Raw genomic sequence first — 22,256 nt, forward strand, 5'->3', positions numbered from 1 at the left:
GGTATTCTGACTTGGTGGAAACGAGTTCGTGAAGACTTTGAGCAAAACAAGACAAAAGAGATGCTCACATTGTTTGAAGCTGAACAAAAAAGCTGGCGGACATTCAACAAGAAATGAATGAATATCATGAAATGCCTAACTTCGGTTATATAATCGGTACTTACCTGGAAGATGTACGCGTAGCAAAAGACAGATTAAAACGAAATATCCCATCCGGATATGCGTTCCCTGTTTTGCAAGATAAGAAAAAGATAAAAAAACACAGTACGTTAGTAGAAATTGAAATGTTGAACAACCGTGAGCGTTTCTTACAAACGTTGCATGAGGAATATGAGAACAACCGCCGCCAGAGAGGCTGTGGTAGAAACATATCGTGATGCAGACCCTGACGGTGTTGCCAGCATTCCTGAACTTCCATTGTTCAGCCATACTGCTTATTTTGAAGCTTATGAAAAGAGCTTGTTAGAGGAAAAAGCAAAAACAGAAAAGCTCTTTGACCAAAGAAAAAACTATTATGTTTCTTCTACAAAAACAAAGATTGTCGTGCTGATCATGTACTTATTGTTAGCTGGTGTGTTATCCGCATTTGTCGTCTACGGAAACCATCTGATGGATGCAAACAGATTTTTAATAAGCTAAGCTACTTCCTGTTAAACACCTCATTGTTGAGGTGTTTTTCTTATGCACTCCTTTTGACCTGTGTGATGTTCCTTTTTAGTTCATTGGATAGAGAACACCTTTTTATATGAGTGATATTTGGCTTATCTTTTCCTAGTTTGAAAGGAAAGCGTAAAAAAAGCACGAATTGTGAAGAAAAATAGAAAAAAGGAGCGACTAAAGAAATGGGAAATGTATTAAAAATTCTCTTTTCGCTTGCGATGTTACTTGGAATGTTCACAAACACCGCTTCTGCTGAAAAAGGAACCAGTACTAATGTAGTTGGACAAGATCTGTACGTGGATGTTGCAGCTGCAACACTCTGGGTAGGACCAAATGCTGCAAGACCTTTAGATGAGCCATCACTATCAAACCCGGTAGATCTTCGAAGCTGGACGACCGGCATGACTTATGAAGAAAAACTATGGTTAGTCGGTGAGCTTGAAACACAAGCGCTTTATGGACAAAAAGTTCGTGTTTTAGAACAGCAAGGCGATTGGGTAAAAGTAGCGGTTTATGGACAGCCAACTCCGCGAAACACACTTGGTTATCCGGGTTGGATGCCCTTGCACAATTAACAGCTTCTGATCAATTTAAACATGCAGAGGGAAAACCTTTTGCCCTAATCACAAGTCCTACAGCTTGGCTTTCAAAAGCACCTTTAGGACATAAGAAGGATCTTGAGTTAAGCTATAACACGAGACTTCCAGTTTTAAAGGAACTTTCAAACACAATAGCTGTTTTAACACCTCAAGGAAAAGTTCGCTGGCTTGATGCGAAAGACGCAACCGTTTATAAAAGTGAAAATGACATTCCTGTTCCAACAGGTGAAGCACTTGTAGAAGAAGCGAAAAAGTTCCTCGGTCTTCCGTATCTCTGGGCGGGTGCAGCTGGATTTGGTTTTGATTGCTCAGGATTTACGCATACCGTTCATAAAGCGAACGGTATTACAATTCCGAGAGACTCTGGACCACAGTCAAGAAACGGACTGATCGTGGATAAAGATAAGCTGCAGCCTGGTGATTTAATGTTCTTTGCCTATAACGAAGGAAAAGGCAGCGTTCACCACGTGGCAATGTATGCCGGAAATGGGATGATGATTCACTCGCCAAATACTGCCTCAACAGTACGTTTGGATCCTATTTCTACACCTGCTTATGCAGTTGAGTTCTCTGGCGCAAGACGTTACGTGCCACAGCAATAGTTAAAAGCAAAAAGCAGAGCACATGAAGTTGTGCCCTGCTTATTTGTTTATTGTAATCCTTCAATTGTCATTTCAGTTACGGGAAGGAACGCTTCACCTGTATTCTGATACGTTACGCTCACTTTATCTTCTTCTTTTAAATAGATCGCAAGTGGATTGCTCTCAGATGAAACGATATAACTTTGGCGATTATCCAGTAAAAACGATACTGTGGTGTAATCTCCTAACTTTTCTTTATACACACGAAGCACTGTGCCATTCACTTTCTTTTCTTCAGCATCAGAAGTTCCATCGACTGAACCCCCACCTCTTTGCAACGCTGTTTTGTATTGTTTTAACGCTGCATTCGGTGTATTGCCATAAACCGATATTTCTGGATTCGCAGCAGAGACAATAAAGTAGTTTTGCAGAAAGCCATTTGAATCTAGCACAGGAGTCAACCAGCTAGCCTCGCCATAGAAGTTGTAAAGAATCGGCATTTCGCCGTCCCATTTCTTCTCGATAAACTTTTTCTCGATAATCTCTAAAGCACCTTCCGAATCCATATATGATTCTTCAAGATTGCCTGTGTAATACGTCGCTTTCCCACTTCTTGCGTTGGTTAACGAATAACCCAGCATGGAATCTACTCCCTCTTTCGGGCTCGTAAAATCCGTAAAGTAATACATTTCACCATTTTCATCAAAGACAGGACTTACATTTGCTTCTGTTCCTTCATCAGAAGGCAGTTTTACATCTTTTTTGCCAAACTTGCTGTTCCAGAACCCATGAATGTAATTACCAAAGTAACTGTTCTGCAGGCTTACGGTTTCAGGTGATACCGCTCCGTCAATAAACGCCGGAATGTCTTTCAAACGATAGTCTTGCGTCTCTCCATTCTTCGGGTCTGTGACAACGATCCCTTCAACTTTAAACCCGTTGCGCGCTGTAACAAATTCTCCATATGATCGGATGTAGAAAGGCTTTCCTTCATCATCGATCTCAAGCTGCGGATCACCGTAGAAGATATACTCGGGAAGCTTGAACGCATGTGCCGTTCAATGTTTTTATTAAAGTAAGAAGAAGGCGTATAAGCCATTTCTGATTTAATGAATTTTGGATTTGCATTTGAATCGGTAGCACTTAAAGTAAAGTAACCTGGCGTCACATCACCGTTCCACCATTTGAAAAGCCCTGAGAATTCAACTGGAGCAATATATACATATTCTCCGTTCACTTTTTGAATCTGTAGGCTACCTAATTCATAAAAGCTCGTGTTCGGCACTTGGCCAAACGACTTCCTCATTTTATTTCGTGCAAACTTAGGCGGAACACTTGCAGGTGTCTCTTTTTCATCAAAAGACTCAATCTCTGTCTTTTCGGCCATTTTGGATGACTGATATTTTTCTTCAGCGTTAAACAAGCCAGCAGATAAGAAATAAATACCGATCATTAAACTTAGTAAAAAGAGGGATCCTTTAATCAATTGTTCTTTACCAGTAGCGATGAATGCACCCAATGCTGTAGCGAGAATTGCCAAAATCCAGATCGAAGAAAAGTTACGGTCTAGATTCGTAATATAGTAGAAAACAAATACAACAGGAACGGTACAGATGATAATACCGATCATCGCCACAGTCAGATTTTTTTCTTTTCTTTTTTAGATGGCTTTGCGCCGTTTGAAATCGGAAAAATCACAAGTGCAGCCGCAAGCCCCACAATGATGGAAAACAACAAGATGTTCATAAACTATCCCCTTTTTTTAACGTTTACTCCTCTACCCTATTAAGCAATACGATTGATTATGTAAAAAGTTCCAAAGCTTTTTATCGAGCATGCTTCTCTGTTAAGTTTAAAAAAGTGTCATAAATCGGTTAAAAATTATCTAACGTGAATTATTGAAATTAACGTGAAATTATTGTATTTAACGTGAATATAATTGATAAGCATTAATGAGTGTCCATCTAACTAACACGTTATCTTCTTTTGTATTTGTCCAACACACACAATGAACATTTTCCATTAGCTCAGACTCCATATCTCGCTAATTTGTTATATAATGGAAGTAATACAGTGTGGGAGATGATTCACATGAGATATCCATCAAAAAAAGATCTATGGCTCGGTTTAATTCTTTGGGGTTCAATCGGTTATGGAGTGTATGTTAGCACTATGGCAATATTTGCGGAGAGAGCAAGTCTAAGCGGAATCATTATTACAGTGGTTATCAATTTACTATTCATTTTCTTTATTGGCTGGCTTTGGTTTACAACGTATTACGTATTAGATGAAAAGGAATTAGTCATTCGGTGCGGGCCAATCAACAAAAGAATTCCTTACCGCGAAATATCCTCTGCTCATAAGACTTGGAATCCTTTATCAAGTCCAGCATTATCGATAAAGCGAATCAACATTACGTATCAGTTTGGCATGGCTCTTATTTCACCAAAAGATCGAGACGAGTTTTTAAAATTGCTTTGTGAACGCTGTCCGAATGCAAACATAAAATATGATTAGTTCTAAGCGAAAACCTTTTAGATATGAAAAACGCCCCTGTCATCAGAGGCGTTTTTCATATGAGTAAAGATTGTGTAGACGTAATGTTTTAATGAATACCCTTCTTTTTGAACCTTCCGCCTTTTACTTCAGCGATATCTGCGATCGCGAGGAATGCGCTGGAATCAAATTCGTCTACAATATCTTTGAGCTTCGCTTCTTCTAGTCTTGTAATTACACAGAATACGACGCCTTTTTCGTCACCCGTATATGCGCCTTCTCCTTTTAAATAAGTTACACCGCGACCGAGTCTATGAAGGATTGCATCTCCAATATCTTTATGGTTCTCACTAATGATCCAGGCTGATTTGGATTCTTCAAGTCCGGTAATCGTAAGGTCAATCGTTTTGTAGGCAATAAAGTAGGCAATTAAAGAATACATCGCTCTGTCCCATGTGAATACAAACCCTGCCGCACCGAGAATAAAAATGTTAAAAAACATAATAATTTCGCCAACAGAAAACGGCAGCTTGCTGTTTGAAAGAATAGCTAAAATTTCTGTACCATCAAGCGACCCGCCGCTTCTAATAACCATACCGATCCCAACACCGATAAAGATCCCGCCAAAAACAGTAGCTAAAAGTAAATCATCTGTAAACGGTGGTACTGGATGTAATAATGTTGTCGCGATTGAAAGAATAATAATTCCGTATAACGTGGATAATGCAAACGTCTTTCCAATCTGCTTATACCCAATAAAAATAAAAGGTAAGTTTAATACGAATAGAAAGAGCCCTAATTTAAATCCTGTTATGTGGGATAGCATGATCGATATCCCTGCTATTCCCCCATCAATTACATTGTTTGGTACTAAGAAGATTTCTAGTCCAACGGCCATCAAGATGGCTCCGAATGTAATAAGGATAGCACGGGCAGCGAGCTTTCCTTTTGTAAGTTTACGATGCTGTTTTTTTAATTGCTCAGCGATTTGAGTATTTGTCAATACTTCTTCTGTCATAAAATGTCCCCCTATACTGCTTCCTTATAGTCTTACATCAATCTCTGTTCTAATGGGTTCATCTTTAGAAATCCCAAGATATCTTAGCGTTTCAGAAGGACTTGAGTGGTTGAAGTGTCTTTGTAAAAGAGATATGGCCACTCCACGTTTGTATGCATGAAATCCGAAAGTTTTGCGCAAGGAATTTGTGCCAATCTTACCGGTTATACCAACATTCTCAGCAGCTTGATGAATCACACGATAGGCCTGTTGACGCGTAATCGGAAGCTTTGTTTTTTGGATAAAAACAAATAGTCTCCACTCTGAAGATTAGTGCAATGTATATATTGAAAAAGAATCTTCTTTACGGTTTCATTCAGAAAAACTTCCTTAACTCCTTCTTTTGTAGGCAAGCAATAATAATCGTTAACCACTGCTTGATCCGAAACAAGATCTCCCACCTTAATCGAAAGCAATTCTGTCACTTTCAACCCTGTGTTTATACCTAAAACAAAAAGGACGTAATCACGTTCAGAGTTTTTCTTTAAATATCGTTTAATAGCGTTAATCTCTTTGATATCTCTTAAAGCTTCAACATATTCCATCTGAAAGTCCACCTTATATGATGTTACTTAACACTATTGTATCAGAGTATTATGTAACATTGAAAACATATGCTCAGTATTAGTCCTTTATTAATATGTACACTTTTTCAAAAATAAAAAAACCTCCCATTGGTGGCTAAGGAGGTTAGTGAATCTTTGATGCCCTTGAATGTGGTTGATTTCCGTTTCAGGTTGCTCGCTTTCCGCGGGGCAGGCGGTGAGCCACATTTGTACGTTTCACTCTTAAGTGTCTCACCTGCCCGCCTGTCCCGCAGGAGTCTCCCACCTTACACTCAAATCAACTATCATAGAAGAAATTAGATTTGAAAGCAACCATCTTTTTGAAAAGAGCCTACTAAAATGATTCAATATGATCTTCATATATCCTGATTAATTCTACTTCTGGATATGCTGCTTGTACCTTTTTCGCCAAGTTTTCAACGCCAAAAATTTCGGTATAGGTATGGCTTCCTACGTATAAATGAATGCCTGCAAATTTAGCATACTGAACAGAATACAGTGTTCGTTCCCCTGTTATAAAAACATCACAGCCTTGCTCCTTAGCGTATCGAATCAGCGCGGAGTTGTTGCCCGCACCAGTCAAGATCGCTACTTTTTTCACAGGACGGTCGTGATTTTCCCATGCTTTAACAGGTTCATCCAAAACATACTCAAGTCGTTGATGAAGTTCTGTAAAAGTAATAGCTGAATGAAAGATACCGATACCAGGGTATTCTTTATCATCCTTAAAAGTTGAAATACTCGCAATCTCATCGATTTCAATTTTTTCAAATAAAGCAGTACTCGTTCCAAACTCAACAAAATCAAGCGGTGAATGGGTGAAATAGTGTGAGATTTGGTGTTTTTCTAATTCCGCCACACACACTTCTCTCATACCAAACACAAAATCCCATGCATCATGATGCGTAATTAAGAGATCCGCACCACTTTTAGCAGCTTTTTCAACGGTTTCAGGCGTTAAATTGGTGGCATATGCAATCCTTTTAATCTCTTTTTCCGTTTTATATGTAAAACCATATTCCCCATCGTCTTCAAATTCCTTCAGCCATTGCCCAAATAGTTCCGGCATCAGTCTCTCAAATTCACTCGTCTTCATAGTGTGTGTCTCCTATCTCCTCATTTCACCCATTATGACACAATCTTCCATAATCGACCATAAGAAAAGGTCAGGTGTTAATCACCCGACCTTCTGTTTGATTCTATTTCACTTCATCCTGTAAAGAATTCTCGAGGTGCTTCATTAAGTCGTAATAATCATCTGGCCTTTGAAACTGCTCAACGGACCAATGCTGTTTGATCCACTGAGCCACTTCACTCGCACTGTTGAACACTTCACCTGTGGTGTCACTATCCCTGACTGTAAAGACCATATTATCATAATCGACTGTAACATCGCATGGAAACTTGCCATCTTTCTTATACAGCGAATATTCCACCTCTCCCGCCTCCTTATAAATTACTTTCTTACAGAAGTAATACCCTCTTCTTTCCCTTTTTATGACACTTCCAGCGAGAACTTTTCACAAAAGGTATAAAACGCTTGTCCTACGTTCATTCTGATAAATGAATGAATTTCATAAGGAGAGATAATGAATGAGTAAAGATAAACAACGTGAAAAGAAAACTGCACCTACCTTAGATAAAGTTCGCGGAGAATCTGTAGATAAACACCAAAAACTTGAAGACGCAAATCTTTACTTGAACGAAGGCGAGATCAGCCAGCAGAATAATAATTTATAAGGAGTGAAAGAAGATGCAAAGTTTGATGATAAAATTATTAGGAATTCCGTTAGCTCTTATTCTAGCTAATTTTCTCTTTAAAAGCGTTGATTTTCAGTTTGTACAACCCTTTATATGGATAACGGCAATATTGGCTCCAATAGGAGTGTTGTTGGAATATATCATGGTCCCGCGAATTTCTTATAACAAACAACTCGCAGTTGATTTCGCATCAAGTTTTGTACTCGTATACCTTTTAGGCTTAATCTTGCCTGGAGTAAATATTTCTTTATGGGGCGCATTGTTGATCGCGATTCTAATTACTGCTATGGAAGCGATGGTTCATAAACATTTGATCTCGGACCATCTTGACCATTCTTACTGCTAAAAAAAGTGATTATCTCGAATTTCGAGGTAATCACATTTTTGTATCTTATTTTTCGCAAATATAAACAAAAGCTGGCGGGAAATTTTTTGGCACAAAAGAAATGTCTACCGTTTTAAAATAGCGTTGAAAGGTCTTTTTCATTTGAGTCGTATATTGAAATGCTACTAACACTCCACCTGGTCTAAGAGATCGATACACTTCCTCAACAATCTCTAGACGTATATTTTTATGAAAGTTAGCGAAAGGAAGGCCCGAGAAAACAGCGTCGAGCGATCCTTCGCTCTTATTAATACTTCTCAGAATCTCACGAGCATCTTCGTATACCATGATTTCTGGAAGTTGGATGTGCAGTTTTCTTCTCATTTCTTCGTCTTTTTCGAATACATGAAGTTTTGTTCCTGGCTGCATAGATTGAATGATTTCATTCGTTATCACTCCTGTACCTGCACCGAGTTCAGCGGCTTCATTTATATTTTCCCAACTTAAGGGATTAGTCATTTTTTTGGCTAAGGCTACAGAGCTTGGAAATAGGCTTCCGATCTGCATGGGAGACTGTATAAATTTTTGTATAAAAAGGAGGTTCCGCCTTCCATTCTCAACACCTGCTTTAATTCCGATTATTTCAATCAACTTTATCTATAATATTCCAAAAACAATTTGTGGTGAGTTGAATCTAGCAGAATAAACAGCCTATTTATTTAAAAACCTTGTTTATCCGGTCATTTAACGGGGAATATCACATTTGGAATTTATTGATAATATTTTCAGCAGCGGAAAGCGAAGCAACCTGGAGCGAGTATCAACTACTTACAAAGCATCAGCAGAATCAATTGGTAAAAATTATAATTGAAAAACATGTGAGGTTTTGTTACATTAAAAAATGGTGTACAGCTGAGACAGACATTAGATTAAATGAGGTGTAAGAAATGGATTGGATTAACAATCTTATAGGCAGTGTTAACAATTACTTATGGTCGTATATCCTGATTGTCATGTTAATTGGATTAGGACTTTATTTTACGGTTCGAACAAAATTTGTTCAGTTCCGTATGTTTGGCGAGATGATTCGCCTTTTAGGTGAAGGTGCAAGAGCGGATAAGAAGGGTGTTTCTTCGTTTCAGGCTTTTTGTATCAGTACTGCTTCTCGTGTGGGTACAGGTAACTTAGCCGGTGTGGCTCTTGCTATCACAGCAGGTGGGCCTGGAGCTGTGTTCTGGATGTGGCTGATTGCTTTGATTGGTTCTGCATCAGCTTTTGTGGAAAGTACGTTAGCTCAAATTTACAAAGTACGCGATGGAGTTGCTTTCCGTGGTGGACCTGCGTACTACATGGAAAAAGCATTAAACGCACGCTGGATGGGTGTTATATTCGCAGTCTTAATCTCTATTACTTTCGGACTTGCTTTTAACTCGGTTCAATCCAATACGATCGCCAGTGCATTTGGACAGTCTTTTGATATTAAGCCATTATACGTAAGTATTTTCTTAGCGGTTGTAACAGCAATTATTATTTTCGGCGGCATCAAACGAATCGCTAAAGTTTCTGAAGTTATCGTACCGATTATGGCCGGACTTTATATTTTAGTCGCATTGTTTGTTGTGATCACAAATATTACTGAATTTCCGGCAGTAATCAGCATGATTTTTAAAAGTGCATTTGGAGTTGAGGAAGTAGCAGGCGGTGCTCTTGGTGCTGCTATGATGAATGGAATTAAACGCGGACTCTTCTCGAATGAAGCCGGTATGGGTAGTGCGCCTAACGCTGCAGCAACAGCAGATGTGAGCCACCCTGTTAAACAAGGTCTTATTCAAACTCTAGGCGTGTTCGTTGATACACTTTTGATCTGTTCTTCTACAGCATTCATCATCCTATTATCGGGTATGTATGATTCAAAAGAAGCGGACGGAATCATTTTAACTCAAGAAGCTTTAAATACGGTGTTAGGATCTTGGGCTGGTCCGTTCCTTGCTATTATCGTATTGCTGTTTGCCTTTAGTTCTGTTGTTGGTAACTATTATTATGGGGAATCCAACATTGAGTTTATCAGCACGAATAAAGTATGGTTACAACTATATCGCGTGGCTGTTGTGGCAATGGTCGGTTATGGTGCTATCGCCTCTCTAGACTTTGTTTGGAGTTTAGCTGACTTGTTTATGGGACTGATGGCCATCATTAACTTGATTGCCATTTCATTGCTCGGAAAAATTGCTTTTGATGCCCTTGGTGATTATCTGAAACAGAAGAAAGAAGGAAAAGACCCTGTGTTCCGTGCGTCCAGCATCGGACTTCATAATACGGAAGTATGGGGAGAAGAAACTTCGGAAAACAAATAAGTATGAAAAAGAAGACTCTACGCAGGAGTCTTCTTTTTTGAAACCTTTTTAAAATTTACCGTATAGGTTTACTAGGGATACCTTAAGGCTGTTTTCTAAAGGATTGTTGCTTTTTAATCTTTTTTATTGTCTTCTTGGAAAAGTTGGTTGTAGTGGAAGGTGGAAGACTCCTGACCCGCGGAAAGTGAGCACCTGGAACGGAAATCAACTTCATTCAAAAGCAACAATGAATACGAAAACAGCTTATCTTAAAGAGCGGCTCTGTTTAACTTCAATTTAAAAAACCGGCTTATTCAGCCAGTTTGTGTTGTATCACACTACATACTTAAGTTGCTTCTTCTTGTGCAGGCGGGGAAAGTAAATCCTTAAATTGTTGTTCAAGATCCTGCAAAGAAAGCTCGTATAGATGACGTCCATCTGCTGTCTTATATATGTTATGTAGCAATAGATCAGCTATTAAATTTTCTCTTTTCTGATGGTCCGCTGACACGTTCAATCCCTCCTGTAAATCTCTTCAACATTCTACTTACCCTTTAATGATGGAGAAAAACTTTTCAACAATAGTTTATGTTCTAATGTGTGTAAGGTGATGTAAATTAGTAACTTTTATCACACGTCAACATTACCCGCTTTTGGTTAAAATGTCAATTGTTTCAAGACATTATTTGTCGTCGATACTGTAACGGAAATCAACAGTAAAAGATGACAGAGCCCATAATAATGAAAAGGAGAGCTGATATGTTCGAAGGTGGTCTTAACGTAGATTATTTCATATTATTACTCGCAATCCTTCTGCTTTTAGGTGTCATTACCACGAAGTTCTCTTCTCGGTTTGGTCTGCCTGCCCTTGTTTTATTCATTGGCATAGGAATGCTTGTCGGAAGTGATGGTCTTAATTTCATTTATTTTGACGACCCGCACCTAACCCAGCTGGTCGGTGTATTAGCACTTATTATCATTTTGTTTGAAGGCGGATTACAGACGAAATGGAGCAGTGTTAAACCTATATTGTATCCTTCCCTTTCCCTCGCCACATTCGGTGTATTTCTTACCACAGCTGTTGTAGCAGTAGCGGTTAAATTTCTGCTAGATGTGAACTGGCTAGAAGCGTTTCTTTTCGGGTCAATCGTAGGTTCAACCGACGCTGCAGCCGTATTCTCTGTTTTAACTGGAAAGAATGTTAAGGAAAAACTCTCATCAACACTTGAAGCAGAATCTGGCTCCAATGACCCTATGGCTGTATTTTTAACGATTACATTCATTGAATTACTGACAAAAGATTCAACTTCAATCGCAGGACTTATCTTCTCTTTCTTTTGGCAGATGGGAATGGGAATTGTCTTTGGTTATCTTTTCGGTAAACTGGCTGTATATGCAATCAACCGTATACAACTTGAATCAAGCGGACTTTATCCTGTATTCGCTTTATCTTTTGCGATCCTTTCATACGGTGTGACGATGCTTGCCGGTGCGAGTGGATTATTGGCAGTTTATGTAGCAGCTGTTATTATGGGGAACAACCATTTAACGTACCGAAACTCTATCGTACGTTTTAACGAAGGCTTTGCGTGGATGATGCAGATTCTGATGTTTGCCATCTTAGGTCTTCTTGTTTTCCCTAGTGAATTGTTCCATGTCGGCATTATGGTAAAAGGCTTGATCATATCAGTTGTGCTAATTGTTGTCGCGCGTCCGATCGGTGTATTTTTAAGTATGTATTTCTCTTCTTTTACCACAAAAGAAAAGCTCTTTATCTCTTGGTCAGGACTGCGTGGTGCTGTTCCAATCGTACTTGCAACGTTCCCTTTGATTGCAGGTGTTCAGAACAGCCAATTATTGTTTAATCTTGTGTTTTTCGTGGTTCTTACTTCTGCCCTTATCCAAGGCTCTACCATCCCATGGGTAGCTCAGAAGTTAAAATTAACAGAAAAAGAAAAACCGACTTCACCGCACGTCTTGGAGCTTGTTTCCATCGGTAAAGCGAACGCGGAGATCGTGGAATTCTTCGTTCCCGAAAACGCAAAGATTATCGGACAGACACTTGAAGAAATTACATTTCCGAAAGAATCCATTGTTAGTGCCATGATTAGAGGAGATGAACTCATTACACCCACTGGTAAAACGAAAATTCATGCTCATGACATCCTGTATATCATGGCTAACAAAAACAAACTGAAGAAGCTAACCGATTATCTATCAGAACAAAACATTGAAAAAAGCTCGATGTGACGTTTATCACAGGAAAATTGGCATTGTCACATTAGCCTTCACTAGCCTTGCAAGGAACTTTTCGTTCTAGTGATCCTTGTTGTTCTTGAAAGAAGTTGAAGAAATGACAGGAATGCAAAACGATTGATCGTAGTTCAGAAGATACCTTAAATAAATTTTTGCTCAAATAAATTTACATCATAAAAAGCCGGGGACAACCATCCCCGGCTTTTCCTTCATTATGCCCCTTTTTCCACTTGTACTTGGTGAGGATATGGAATCTCGATTCCGTTTGCATCCAGTGCTTCTTTTAAAGCTTTACGCAATTCACGCTCAACTGCCCATTGTTCCCCGTTTATTGTTTTTGAAATAATGCGGATCACAACTTCTGATGAACCAAGCATATGAACACCAAGGACGTTAGGTCCTTCCATAATACTTGGATTCTTTTCTTTTACTTTGTCACAAGCGTCTTGAAGTACGACAAGAGCTTTATCAATATTTTCCTCGTACGCAATTCCAATATCAACAAGTGCACGCATGTTGCCCCTTGTATGATTTGCGATCGTACTGATCTCACGGTTTGGCATGTAGTTAAGTGTACCGTCAAACGCACGAATGTGAGTCGTTCTTAAACCCACTTCCTCTACGATTCCATCCACACCGCCAATCGTTACATAATCCCCAACTTCCATTTGCTTTTCAAGAAGTATAAAGAATCCTGTTACGACATCACTTACTAGCCCTTGCGCTCCAAAACCAATCGCTAATCCTACTACACCGGCCCCAGCAATCAATGTTCCAATCTCTAATCCGAATTGCTTAAATACAATACCTGCAAACACAAAAATCAGAACATATGAGAATAAATTCACCACAAGTTTTTGCAGCGTGATAATTCTACCAGTCGACATTTTGCGATGCGAAGCCGCTTTATCAAACATTCTGTTGATCACTCGTCTTCCGATGGATCGAATAACTATGAACATGACGATGATCAGCAAGAACTTCGTAGCCCAAAGTCCTGCTGAAAGCATCAACTCAGCCCAATTTATTTTTTCTACCCATTTCTGCCATCTCTCCAAAAAAACCACTCCCACTATGTACAATAGAATACAACCTATTGTACAAAGCTTGGAGCGGCTTTTCAATCTTTAACAAAAAATTATGGTGCCATAACAGGTGTACGGTCGATTTTAAATCCCATATCCTCTAGCATCTTATGGTCTTCTGTTGATTCTTGACCGGCTGTCGTAAGATAATCTCCTACAAATATGGAGTTTGCGGCATAAAGACCAAGTGGCTGTAAACTTCTTAAGTTCACTTCACGTCCACCAGAGATACGAATCTCTTTTGAAGGATTAATATAACGGAATAATGCCAGAACCTTTAAGCAGTAGCGAGGATCGAGCTCGTCTGTACCTTCAAGCGGTGTTCCGTCAATCGCATGCAAAAAGTTCACTGGAATTGAATCCGCGTCTAGCATTTTAAGACTTCTTGCCATATCAATGACATCTTGCTTTGTCTCTTTCATGCCAACGATTACACCCGAACACGGAGAAATACCGCTTTCTTTTACAACGTTCACCGTATTCACCCGGTCATCGTATGTATGGGAAGTCGTGATGTTCTCGTGGTTTCGGGCAGAAGTGTTTAAGTTATGATTGTATCGATCGACACCTGCTTCTTTTAATCGCGCTGCTTGTTCTGGTTTTAAGATGCCCAGGCATGCGCAAACCTTCAATCCATAAGTATCTTTGATTTCTTTGACGGCCTCTACAACTTTATCTACATCTCGGTTTGTCGGTCCGCGACCGCTCGCTACGATACAATAGGTACCGACATTTAAGTGATATGCCGTCTCCGCACCTTTTACCATCTCATCTTTATCCATCATCTTATACGTCTCAATCGGAGCCGTCGAAACGATAGATTGTGAGCAATATCCACAGTTCTCTGGACATGCACCTGACTTTGTATTGATAATCATATTGAGCTTTACTAGATTTCCATAATAGTGTTTTCGAATTTGATACGATCCATGCAGCAATAAAAGCAAATCTTCATCTGGACATTCTAAAATGGAAAGGGCCTCATCATTCGAGAGTTCTTCCCCGTTCAATACTTTTTCAGCGAGTGCATTCCAAATCATTGCATGTCCTCCCTATTATGATGCGTGTTTTGTGTGATGTGACATTGATTTCTTACGCGCAATGTTAATGCGTGGAGCAAGCAGTCCGGCACAAACTCCAAGAATAATATCTTTTGGCAGGGGAACCATCATCCACGCCCAAGCCATGGAGTATGTGAACCCTTCTGGTGCATCTGCCCACATTTTATAAGCCATGAACATCAAGTTTGTTCCTACTGCATAGTTAATGGCAGTCCCTACAAGTGTTGCGACCACATAAGAAACCTTGCCGCCATTCTTTTCAATGATTAATCCTGTTACATAGGCTACTAGAATAAAAGATAGGAGAAAGCCGAACGTCGGGCTTACAACTGTTGCAAATCCGCCCTTAAATTGAGCGAACACCGGCGCTCCAACTAACCCAACCAATACGTAAACACTCATCGCAATAGCACCTAATCTGCTTCCTAACAAAGCACCCGCTAGAATACAGAAAAACGTTTGTAAGGTAATCGGAACTCCCCCAACGACCATGAACGGAAAGATGGTCGTAATGTTGGCACCGATCGCCATTAGCGCTACAAACATTCCAATCAGTGTAATGTCAATCGTCTTTAATCCATTTCTTTGTGTTGTCATAAGAACTACCTCCAAATGTATGTAAGAACTTTATATGATTAAGAATAGCGAAGGTTTTTATTTGCGTCAACTTGAAATATATAATTGGTTAACATAAAAAATAAAGCAACCACTCTAAGACCTAGAGTGGTTGTTGTTTTAAGATTTGTTGATCACCAAATATTTTAGGGTTGTGCGAACAAAAAAACTGGCTCGCAGGTGCATTGCACACCAACGAAACCAGTTTTGCTCAATTATAACTACTTATCTCCCGTAAACTTGATCCCTTTCACAAAATAACGGTTAAAGAAAGCATAAAGTACGAGAATCGGCAGCGTAAAGACCATGGATGCTGCCATGATGTAATTCCAAAACGAGATGAATTGACCTTTGAACGAGTTTAAGCCTAGTGGCAGCGTGAACATCTCTTGATCAGACAAAATGATAAGCGGCTCTCATGAAGTCGTTCCAGAACGCCATGAATACAAAGATCGTTTGAGCCGCAAGTGCGGGTTTTGCGAGCGGCAGCACGATGCGGAAAAATGTTCCAAATCGGCCCAACCCATCGATTGCAGCAGCCTCTTCCACTTCTTTCGGGAAGTTGATAAAGAACTGTCTCATCATGAAGATGAACGTCGCATTAACCGCGCCTGGAATGATCATCCCTTGATAAGAGTTCAGCCATCCAAGCTCTTTTAAGATTAAGAAGTTCGGAATGAGCGTCACTTGAAACGGAATCATCAATACCGCCAAAATCATTAAGAAGATGCTCTTTTTCCCTGGAAAGCTAAGTCTTGCGAGCGCATATCCAGCCATGGAGTTGAAGAGTAAATTCAGCAATGTTCCAATCGTTGCAATGAACAAACTATTAAACAACCATCTGCCGAATAAAGGTTCTCTCGTGAAGATCTGTTTATAGTTATCGAGCGTAAAGTCTTTTGGAATAAAGTTGATTGATCCGCTTACGATTTCCCCTAGTGTTTTAAAAGAAGAGGACAGAGCCCATAAAAACGGAATGACGGTGATGATCGCGTAAACAATCAATATGACATATAAAGCTTTTCTTCCAGCCGATCGTTTTTTCATGGTATCCCCTCCTTAGTAAAGTGATTCTTCTTTTGAGAATTTGCGCTGTAAAATTGTAGCGACTAGGATAATGATGGCGAGCATGAAAGCAATCGCTGTTGCATAGCCCATCGTGCCGAGTGTCTTAAACGCATATTGATAGATTAAGAGTACAACCGTCAGTGTCGAGTTGTTCGGTCCACCCGATCCGCCTGAGAAAATATACGATTGATCAAAAAGCTGGAATGTTCCGATCAGCCCCATGATGACAACGAATGATGTTACAGGGCGCAAGTTTGGAACCGTAATATGCCAGAACTTTTGAATCGCACCCGCCCCATCAAGTTCAGCTGCTTCGTAATGACTGTCGGGAATGTCTTGAAGAGCCGCTAGATAAATAACCATAAAAAACGGCGCTGTTGCCCATATATTCATAATCATGATAGCGATCAGGGCTACGTCCGGGTCACCGATCCAGTTATAGGTTGGCAGATTCAAGAATTTCAACACATAGTTGATTAAACCGTTCTGATTGTACATCCACATGAAAATAAGCGTAAGTACAGCAGATGATGTTAATGTCGGCAAAAAGTAAACGATACGGAAAAACTTTTGTCCCTTAAGCCCAGCGTTGAGTGATGATGCCAAAACCAGCGCTAGGAACGTCTGTGTTGGCACAACGATTGCCACATAAATGGCTGTATTCTTCAGTGCAATAATCGCCCGGTCATCAAATGTAACTTTCAAAAAGTTATCCAATCCCCGAAATTCATAGCTCGCCCCGCCGATCAGCTCCACTTTATGAAAGGAAAGGAAGACGGCATACAGGATAGGCGCTATGACGAAGACACCTAATACAAGGAGTGCCGGAAGTAGAAATAAATAACCTTGCCCCGCTTCTCTTCTCTCTTTTTTCGAAAACATCTTCACGTTGTTCACCTCATTTCCTTTGCATTATTCCGTAACTTTAATTTCTCTGTTCGCTTGTTTCTCTGCATCTTTCAATGCTTCTTTTAATGGACGGTCACCCAAGTATGCACTTAGAAACTGATTGTTAAAGTTGTTCATCACAATCGGAAGCGTTGGACCATCCTGCCAAACCGTTGCATACTCGGCGCCGCTAACGAGTGGCCCGCGAAGTTCGTCCTGGTCAAATCCTAGTTCAGCTGCAACTGACTTCCTAGTTGGAAGAGCAAACCCCTTACTCGTCCATTTCTTCATACCTTCTTTGCCTGTCAGGTATTGTATTAATTCCCAGGACTCTTTCTTGTGTTCAGATTCTGCATTCATCGCGTAACCTACCGCAAAGGACATCGTGCCTTTTTTCCCGTTTACAGTCGGCAGCTCCGCCGTTCCATAGTCAAGATCAGGGAAGGTGTCTTCTAAGAACGGAATATTCCAGTTCCCTTCCATAACCATTGCTGCTTTACCCCGTCCGAACATCTCACCAGCTGATTGCCCTGCACCAACTTCTGAAGGTGAAGCTGCCGTCTTGTCTTTCACGTGCATATCTACAACAGGCTGAATCGCGTCGACTACTTTCTCGTCAGCGAACGTTGCACGACCATCTGTTATCACTTCGCCACCGCGAGATTCAGCCATATAATACATGCGCTCAATCTGCGGAAGCATACCAAGTCCATACACTTGATTTTCTTGATCTGTCAGCTTTTTTGCGACATCCTCCATCTCTTCCCACGTTTTTGGAGGTTCTGTGATACCCGCTTCCTTAAACATTTTCTTATTATAAAAAAGGGCTAGAGTTGAATAATCTTTTGGCAAACCATACAGTTCTCCGTCATCTTTAAACGCATTAAGCATCGGTTTTTCAAAATCATCGAGATCAAAGTCTTCTGTCACATATTTGTTGAGCGGTTCAACAGCACCCGTTTCGATTAAGGCAGGGGCTTCAAATGCATCAAGGTAGAATACATCCGCTGCGGTTCCACCTATCAGCCGAGTCTTCAATACATCCATATACTGATCACTGATTGTATTTAGCTTTACGTCAATATGCGGATGCTCTTTTTCAAAATCAGCTAGCACTTCATTCAACAGCTTTTGCTCTGTCGGATTTCCGCCCCATCCACTCAGAACGATCTCGGTCTTACCTGATTTACTTTTTTCGTCATTTCCACAGCCCGACAGAATCGTTGCCAGAAGCAGCGATGAAATTCCTAACGCAGACAGCCACTTTTTACGTCTCATTTTATAAACTCCCTTCTTCAACAAAAGTGAATGAGGCTCTCATTTATTGAACAATCTCATATCCTGTCGTGTTTTCCACGATCGTCACGACTGTTTCTGTACCTTTTGTGCGAACATCAACGGAAAGATAACCTTCACCGATCTTGATTCTTTCGACTTTCAACTCATTCATGTTTTCTAACAACTGAGGAGAAAGTTGAATCACTTTGTTTAAACTATCAGGAAACAACCCGAGGATCGTTTGAACAAATACAAGCGGTGTTCCGGCAGCCCAAGCTTGTGGAGAGCACGCAACAGGATATTTTACAGCTCGTCCGATCTTAGAATCGTATCCGCAGAAAAGCTCAGGCAATCTGTCATATTCAAAATGACTTGCTGCTTCAATTAACCCGTTGATTACCGTGTTGGCGTTATGCTGGTGATTAAGCTTACTCATCCCAAGCAGGATCATGCTGTTATCATGGGGCCAGATGCTACCGTCGTGATAGCTCATCGGATTGTAGCCTGCTTCTCCTTCTGCCATCGTACGGATACCGTAGCCAGAGAAAAACTTAGGAGAAACGAGCTTTTCTATCACTTTTTTAGCTTTTGATTCCTCAAGCATTTCAGCAAAAAGCACATGACCAGGATTCGTCGTTAACGTACCCACTTGCTTCTTATCTTTATCTAAAGCAATGGCATGGAACTGTTGATTCTCCATCCAAAATTGCTCGTCATACAGTTTCTTCAATTTCTCTGCTTGTTCACGAAGTTTGTTAGCTTCCTCTACTTTTCCTTGCGCTTCGTAAATCGCTGCAACACCGAGCTTCGCTTGATATACATAGCCTTGAACTTCAGAAAGTGCGATAGGCGTTTCAGCATAATCGCCGTTTCGATGGACAATTGAATCACCTGAGTCCTTCCAGCCTTGGTTAGCAATTCCCTTGCTCGATTCTTGGTGATACTCCACAAAACCATCACCATCTCGATCTCCATATTCGTCGATCCAATTGAGTGCAGCTTCAATATTTGGCAACAGCTGTTCTGAGAGTGTTAAGTCACCCGTCCACTTTGTATATTCAGATAAAAGAACTAAGAAAAGCGGTGTTGCATCAATGGTTCCGTAATAAGGAGTGAATGGAATCTGGTTTGTCGCCGCAAGTTCACCGTAACGAATTTCGTGCATGATTTTTCCTGGCTGTTCATCACGCCACGGATCGACTTTTGTTCCTTGCTGAGAAGCCATCGTTAACAAAGTCCCTTTTGCGATTTCGGGATTAAAGGCAAGCATTTGAAGCGCAGCGATCAAACTGTCTCTTCCAAACGGAACGCCAAACCAAGGTAACCCTGCAACAGGGAATGAGCCATGTCCGATATCTGTTAAGAGAACACGAAGATCCATGATTCCACGGTCGATTAGACGTTGAAGCGGCTTGTAATCCGTCTCCACTTTTGTGGTTTCTGCTTCCCACTTTTCGTATGAAGCATGTAAGTTTTGGAGTGCTTCCTCTGGATGGATCACAGTCCCTGATTTTCCGTTGATCTCAGGAGAAACAGAGAACGTTACACACTGTGCTTCCCCATGGTTCAAATGGAACTGAAAAGCTATGTCTCCTTCTTTCTTTGCCGATTCAGCTTCACGATCCCATTGAATCTTCGTTGCACGTTCAACATCATCTGATCCTTTATAAAAGTAGTTTAGAGATGTATTGGTCACCTCTTCCCCAGTACGCTTTCCAACTTCACCTGATTGGAAGCCTCGTACGATAAACATATCTGTAAAATCAGCGTCAACATGAACACTAATCTCGAAATCTAGTGGCTTTGGATAATAGTTTTTAACCTGAAGAGTTTCATACAAAACGCCATCATAAATTAAGCGCTTTCTTTCGATTTCGACTGATTCCCTCCATAAGATCAGTTCACCGTCTTTCTCCATATGTGGATTTGTCAGCAATATCTTCGCCATATAGTTTTCATCTGCTGAAGAGGATAAAAGAATAGGATCCTGTCCATTGATCTTGATATCGAACTTGCTCAAAAAACGAGTGTCTTTTGTATATAGACCCAGTCCATAGTCGTTTTCTTTTGGAATGTTGCCTTTGTCGTCTGTTAAGAAAAATAAATCGTTCTCTTTAATCACGCGGTAATTCATGGTTCGTTTCCCCTGCTCTCTCCACTTTTTTCTCGCATTAGTTATCCAAAACGTTTTCGGTGATGTCCTAATGAAAAACCACTAACTGTGGTTTTCTGTTGTTGACTCTCTTTTTATTAAAGCAGTGTTTAGCACTTTATTCTTTTCCGCTACGTTTCCTTCTAGCATATTTGTTAAAAGGGCTGTTGCTTCAACTCCTAGTTTGTAACGGTCTTGTGCAATCGTCGTCAGAGCTGGTGTTGAGTATGCAGATAGGATAATGTTATCAAAACCAATGATGGATAGATCAGCTGGAAGGTTTTTCCCCATCTTCTTCGCTGCACGTATGGCTCCCATCGCCATTAAGTCACTTGCACAAAATAGCGCTGTGATCTCAGGATGTTTTTGGAGCAGATCGGCTGTTACCTGCTCTGCCGTTTCCTCTAAGAAAGCACCGTTCACTACATAATCTTCGTTAAACACAAGGCCGATAGTCTGAAGCGCCTCTTGATAACCTTCTAACCTTTCCTGACTGACAAAGGCCTGGCTATGACCGTTAACCATGCCTATGTTACGATGTCCGAGTTTCGTCAAATGCTCTACTGCGGTTTTAGCGCCAATTTTATTATCAGTTGTCACGTACCCTACCGATTCACTTTCCATCGGAATATCAATTAAGATACAAGGAATATCACTTTTTAAAACTTCGTCTAAATAAGGATCATCCGTTTTAATTCCTTGCAGGATAACGCCTTCTACTTTTCTTTCTTTACAAAGCTGGTTGTATGTTTTTTCCTGCTGTTTTTTGGAATCGGTACTGATTAATACGAGCTCATATCCAAGCTCGCCAGCACGATCATTTACACCGCAAAGCACTTCAAAGGTAAAGTTATCCTTGCTGCCTTCAATCCGAAGGCCCGAAACGAGCAATCCAATAGTTTTTGTCTTTTTCATAACAAGGCTTCGCGCCAATAAATTGGGACTGTAACTCAGTTCTTGTGCAATCTGCTTAATTCGTTCTCTTGTTTTTTCATTTACATCCGAGTAGCCGTTCAACGCTCTGGAAACCGTTGTAACAGATACACCTGCTTTTTTGCGACATCTCTAATCGTGGCCATTTAAAATCCTCCAAAACGTTTCGGATATGATTAGTTGTTATCTTAACTCGAATTGAACGCGCTTTCAAGTGTTAAGTTTTTAAAAGGCTGTTTTCGTATTCTTTGTTGTTGTTGAAAGTGGTTGATTTCCGTTCCAGATGCTCGCTTTCCGCGGGGCAGACGGTGAGCCCCTTGCCGTTTTGCGCCTTTAAGTTTAAGGGTCTCACCTGACCGCTTGTCCCGCAGGAGTCTCGCATCTTGCGCTCCAATCAACTATCATAGAAGACAAAGATTTGAAAGCAACAATCTTTTAGAAAAGAGCGTTTAGAAAACAGGTAGCCAAAAACTACGTGAGGAATCTTGTTTCGTCTAAGTGCCCAAAATAAAAACCTGTGATAAGCCAAATATTGACTAATC

General features: G+C 40.4%; 19 protein-coding genes and 5 pseudogenes. 8 read left to right on the forward strand and 16 right to left on the reverse strand.

The features are described from left to right. Positions 1 to 113: 113 nt before the first annotated feature. The 3 genes and pseudogenes from ACEWFH_RS15610 to ACEWFH_RS15620 all read left to right on the forward strand — a co-directional run bounded on the left by ACEWFH_RS15610 (position 114) and on the right by ACEWFH_RS15620 (position 1,861). A complete protein-coding gene (locus ACEWFH_RS15610) occupies positions 114 to 377 on the forward strand; it encodes a hypothetical protein (protein WP_473724721.1) in 264 nt (87 codons plus the stop codon). Further along, a complete protein-coding gene (locus tag ACEWFH_RS15615) occupies positions 358 to 639 on the forward strand; it encodes a hypothetical protein (protein ID WP_473724722.1) in 282 nt (93 codons plus the stop codon). Before ACEWFH_RS15610 ends, ACEWFH_RS15615 begins: the two co-directional genes overlap by 20 nt. A 239-nt stretch (positions 640 to 878) precedes the next feature. Next, positions 879 to 1,861, forward strand: a pseudogene (locus ACEWFH_RS15620) (C40 family peptidase). A gap of 47 nt (positions 1,862 to 1,908) precedes the next feature. Here ACEWFH_RS15620 and ACEWFH_RS15625 read toward each other — a convergent pair. After that, positions 1,909 to 3,586: pseudogene (locus ACEWFH_RS15625) on the reverse strand (hypothetical protein). A gap of 345 nt (positions 3,587 to 3,931) precedes the next feature. Here ACEWFH_RS15625 and ACEWFH_RS15630 point away from each other — a divergent pair. Next, on the forward strand, positions 3,932 to 4,357 hold the full coding sequence (locus tag ACEWFH_RS15630) for a PH domain-containing protein (protein WP_473724723.1): 426 nt from the start codon (positions 3,932 to 3,934) through the stop codon (positions 4,355 to 4,357). Positions 4,358 to 4,445: 88 nt separating this feature from the next. Here ACEWFH_RS15630 and ACEWFH_RS15635 read toward each other — a convergent pair whose 3' ends face one another. The 4 genes and pseudogenes from ACEWFH_RS15635 to ACEWFH_RS15650 all read right to left on the reverse strand — a co-directional run bounded on the left by ACEWFH_RS15635 (position 4,446) and on the right by ACEWFH_RS15650 (position 7,395). Then, positions 4,446 to 5,354, reverse strand: coding sequence for a YitT family protein (locus ACEWFH_RS15635; RefSeq protein ID WP_473724724.1), 909 nt, complete (start codon positions 5,352 to 5,354; stop codon positions 4,446 to 4,448). 24 nt (positions 5,355 to 5,378) lie between these two features. Then, positions 5,379 to 5,938, reverse strand: a pseudogene (locus ACEWFH_RS15640) (tyrosine-type recombinase/integrase). A gap of 355 nt (positions 5,939 to 6,293) precedes the next feature. Beyond that, positions 6,294 to 7,055: a Nif3-like dinuclear metal center hexameric protein gene (locus ACEWFH_RS15645; protein ID WP_473724725.1), complete on the reverse strand. Its 762-nt coding sequence runs from the start codon at positions 7,053 to 7,055 to the stop codon at positions 6,294 to 6,296. A gap of 103 nt (positions 7,056 to 7,158) precedes the next feature. Next, positions 7,159 to 7,395, reverse strand: coding sequence for a hypothetical protein (locus ACEWFH_RS15650; protein ID WP_473724726.1), 237 nt, complete (start codon positions 7,393 to 7,395; stop codon positions 7,159 to 7,161). A 157-nt stretch (positions 7,396 to 7,552) separates the two neighbouring features. On the opposite strand from ACEWFH_RS15650, the gene ACEWFH_RS15655 reads away from it, so the two are divergent. Together ACEWFH_RS15655 and ACEWFH_RS15660 are read left to right on the forward strand one after the other, a co-directional pair. Beyond that, positions 7,553 to 7,699 carry a hypothetical protein gene (locus ACEWFH_RS15655; protein WP_473724727.1) on the forward strand — a complete coding sequence of 49 codons (147 nt, stop codon included), beginning with the start codon at positions 7,553 to 7,555 and terminating at the stop codon, positions 7,697 to 7,699. 13 nt (positions 7,700 to 7,712) lie between these two features. Beyond that, entirely contained in the window at positions 7,713 to 8,066 is a 354-nt protein-coding gene (locus tag ACEWFH_RS15660; protein ID WP_473724728.1) for a DUF2512 family protein, read from the forward strand. 45 nt (positions 8,067 to 8,111) lie between these two features. Here the strand turns inward: ACEWFH_RS15660 and ACEWFH_RS15665 are convergent, their stop codons facing one another. Then, complete coding sequence (locus ACEWFH_RS15665) at positions 8,112 to 8,612, reverse strand: class I SAM-dependent methyltransferase (RefSeq protein WP_473727319.1); 501 nt, start codon at positions 8,610 to 8,612, stop codon at positions 8,112 to 8,114. 380 nt (positions 8,613 to 8,992) lie between these two features. Between ACEWFH_RS15665 and ACEWFH_RS15670 the strand changes: the two genes are divergently transcribed. After that, the gene (locus tag ACEWFH_RS15670; RefSeq protein WP_473724729.1) at positions 8,993 to 10,399 is read left to right on the forward strand and encodes an alanine/glycine:cation symporter family protein; all 1,407 of its coding nucleotides are present in this window, start codon (positions 8,993 to 8,995) and stop codon (positions 10,397 to 10,399) included. Positions 10,400 to 10,724: 325 nt separating this feature from the next. On the opposite strand, the gene ACEWFH_RS15675 is transcribed toward ACEWFH_RS15670, so the two are convergent. Beyond that, entirely contained in the window at positions 10,725 to 10,889 is a 165-nt protein-coding gene (locus ACEWFH_RS15675) for a Fur-regulated basic protein FbpA (protein WP_231868358.1), read from the reverse strand. Between the two features lie 248 nt (positions 10,890 to 11,137). Between ACEWFH_RS15675 and ACEWFH_RS15680 the strand changes: the two genes are divergently transcribed. Next, the gene (locus tag ACEWFH_RS15680) at positions 11,138 to 12,628 is read left to right on the forward strand and encodes a potassium/proton antiporter (RefSeq protein ID WP_473724730.1); all 1,491 of its coding nucleotides are present in this window, start codon (positions 11,138 to 11,140) and stop codon (positions 12,626 to 12,628) included. Between the two features lie 218 nt (positions 12,629 to 12,846). Here the strand turns inward: ACEWFH_RS15680 and ACEWFH_RS15685 are convergent, their stop codons facing one another. From ACEWFH_RS15685 to ACEWFH_RS15725, 9 genes and pseudogenes are all read right to left on the reverse strand, one after another. Continuing rightward, positions 12,847 to 13,644 carry a mechanosensitive ion channel family protein gene (locus ACEWFH_RS15685; RefSeq protein ID WP_473727320.1) on the reverse strand — a complete coding sequence of 266 codons (798 nt, stop codon included), beginning with the start codon at positions 13,642 to 13,644 and terminating at the stop codon, positions 12,847 to 12,849. Positions 13,645 to 13,772: 128 nt separating this feature from the next. Continuing rightward, entirely contained in the window at positions 13,773 to 14,759 is a 987-nt protein-coding gene (gene bioB / locus ACEWFH_RS15690; protein ID WP_473724731.1) for a biotin synthase BioB, read from the reverse strand. Between the two features lie 15 nt (positions 14,760 to 14,774). Next, positions 14,775 to 15,377 (reverse strand): biotin transporter BioY, encoded by a 603-nt coding sequence (locus ACEWFH_RS15695; protein WP_473724732.1) that lies wholly within the window; start codon positions 15,375 to 15,377, stop codon positions 14,775 to 14,777. Positions 15,378 to 15,616: 239 nt separating this feature from the next. Then, positions 15,617 to 16,442, reverse strand: a pseudogene (locus tag ACEWFH_RS15700) (carbohydrate ABC transporter permease). Positions 16,443 to 16,454: 12 nt separating this feature from the next. Further along, the gene (locus tag ACEWFH_RS15705; RefSeq protein ID WP_473727321.1) at positions 16,455 to 17,345 is read right to left on the reverse strand and encodes a carbohydrate ABC transporter permease; all 891 of its coding nucleotides are present in this window, start codon (positions 17,343 to 17,345) and stop codon (positions 16,455 to 16,457) included. 30 nt (positions 17,346 to 17,375) lie between these two features. Further along, positions 17,376 to 18,629 (reverse strand): ABC transporter substrate-binding protein, encoded by a 1,254-nt coding sequence (locus tag ACEWFH_RS15710; protein WP_473724733.1) that lies wholly within the window; start codon positions 18,627 to 18,629, stop codon positions 17,376 to 17,378. Positions 18,630 to 18,672: 43 nt separating this feature from the next. After that, a complete protein-coding gene (locus ACEWFH_RS15715; protein ID WP_473724734.1) occupies positions 18,673 to 20,763 on the reverse strand; it encodes an amylo-alpha-1,6-glucosidase in 2,091 nt (696 codons plus the stop codon). An 81-nt stretch (positions 20,764 to 20,844) separates the two neighbouring features. After that, a pseudogene (locus ACEWFH_RS15720) lies at positions 20,845 to 21,860 on the reverse strand (LacI family DNA-binding transcriptional regulator). A gap of 71 nt (positions 21,861 to 21,931) precedes the next feature. Next, on the reverse strand, positions 21,932 to 22,096 hold the full coding sequence (locus ACEWFH_RS15725; protein ID WP_473724735.1) for a hypothetical protein: 165 nt from the start codon (positions 22,094 to 22,096) through the stop codon (positions 21,932 to 21,934). Positions 22,097 to 22,256: the final 160 nt, after the last annotated feature.

This window comes from Fictibacillus sp. EA-CB0309 (assembly GCF_055814265.1).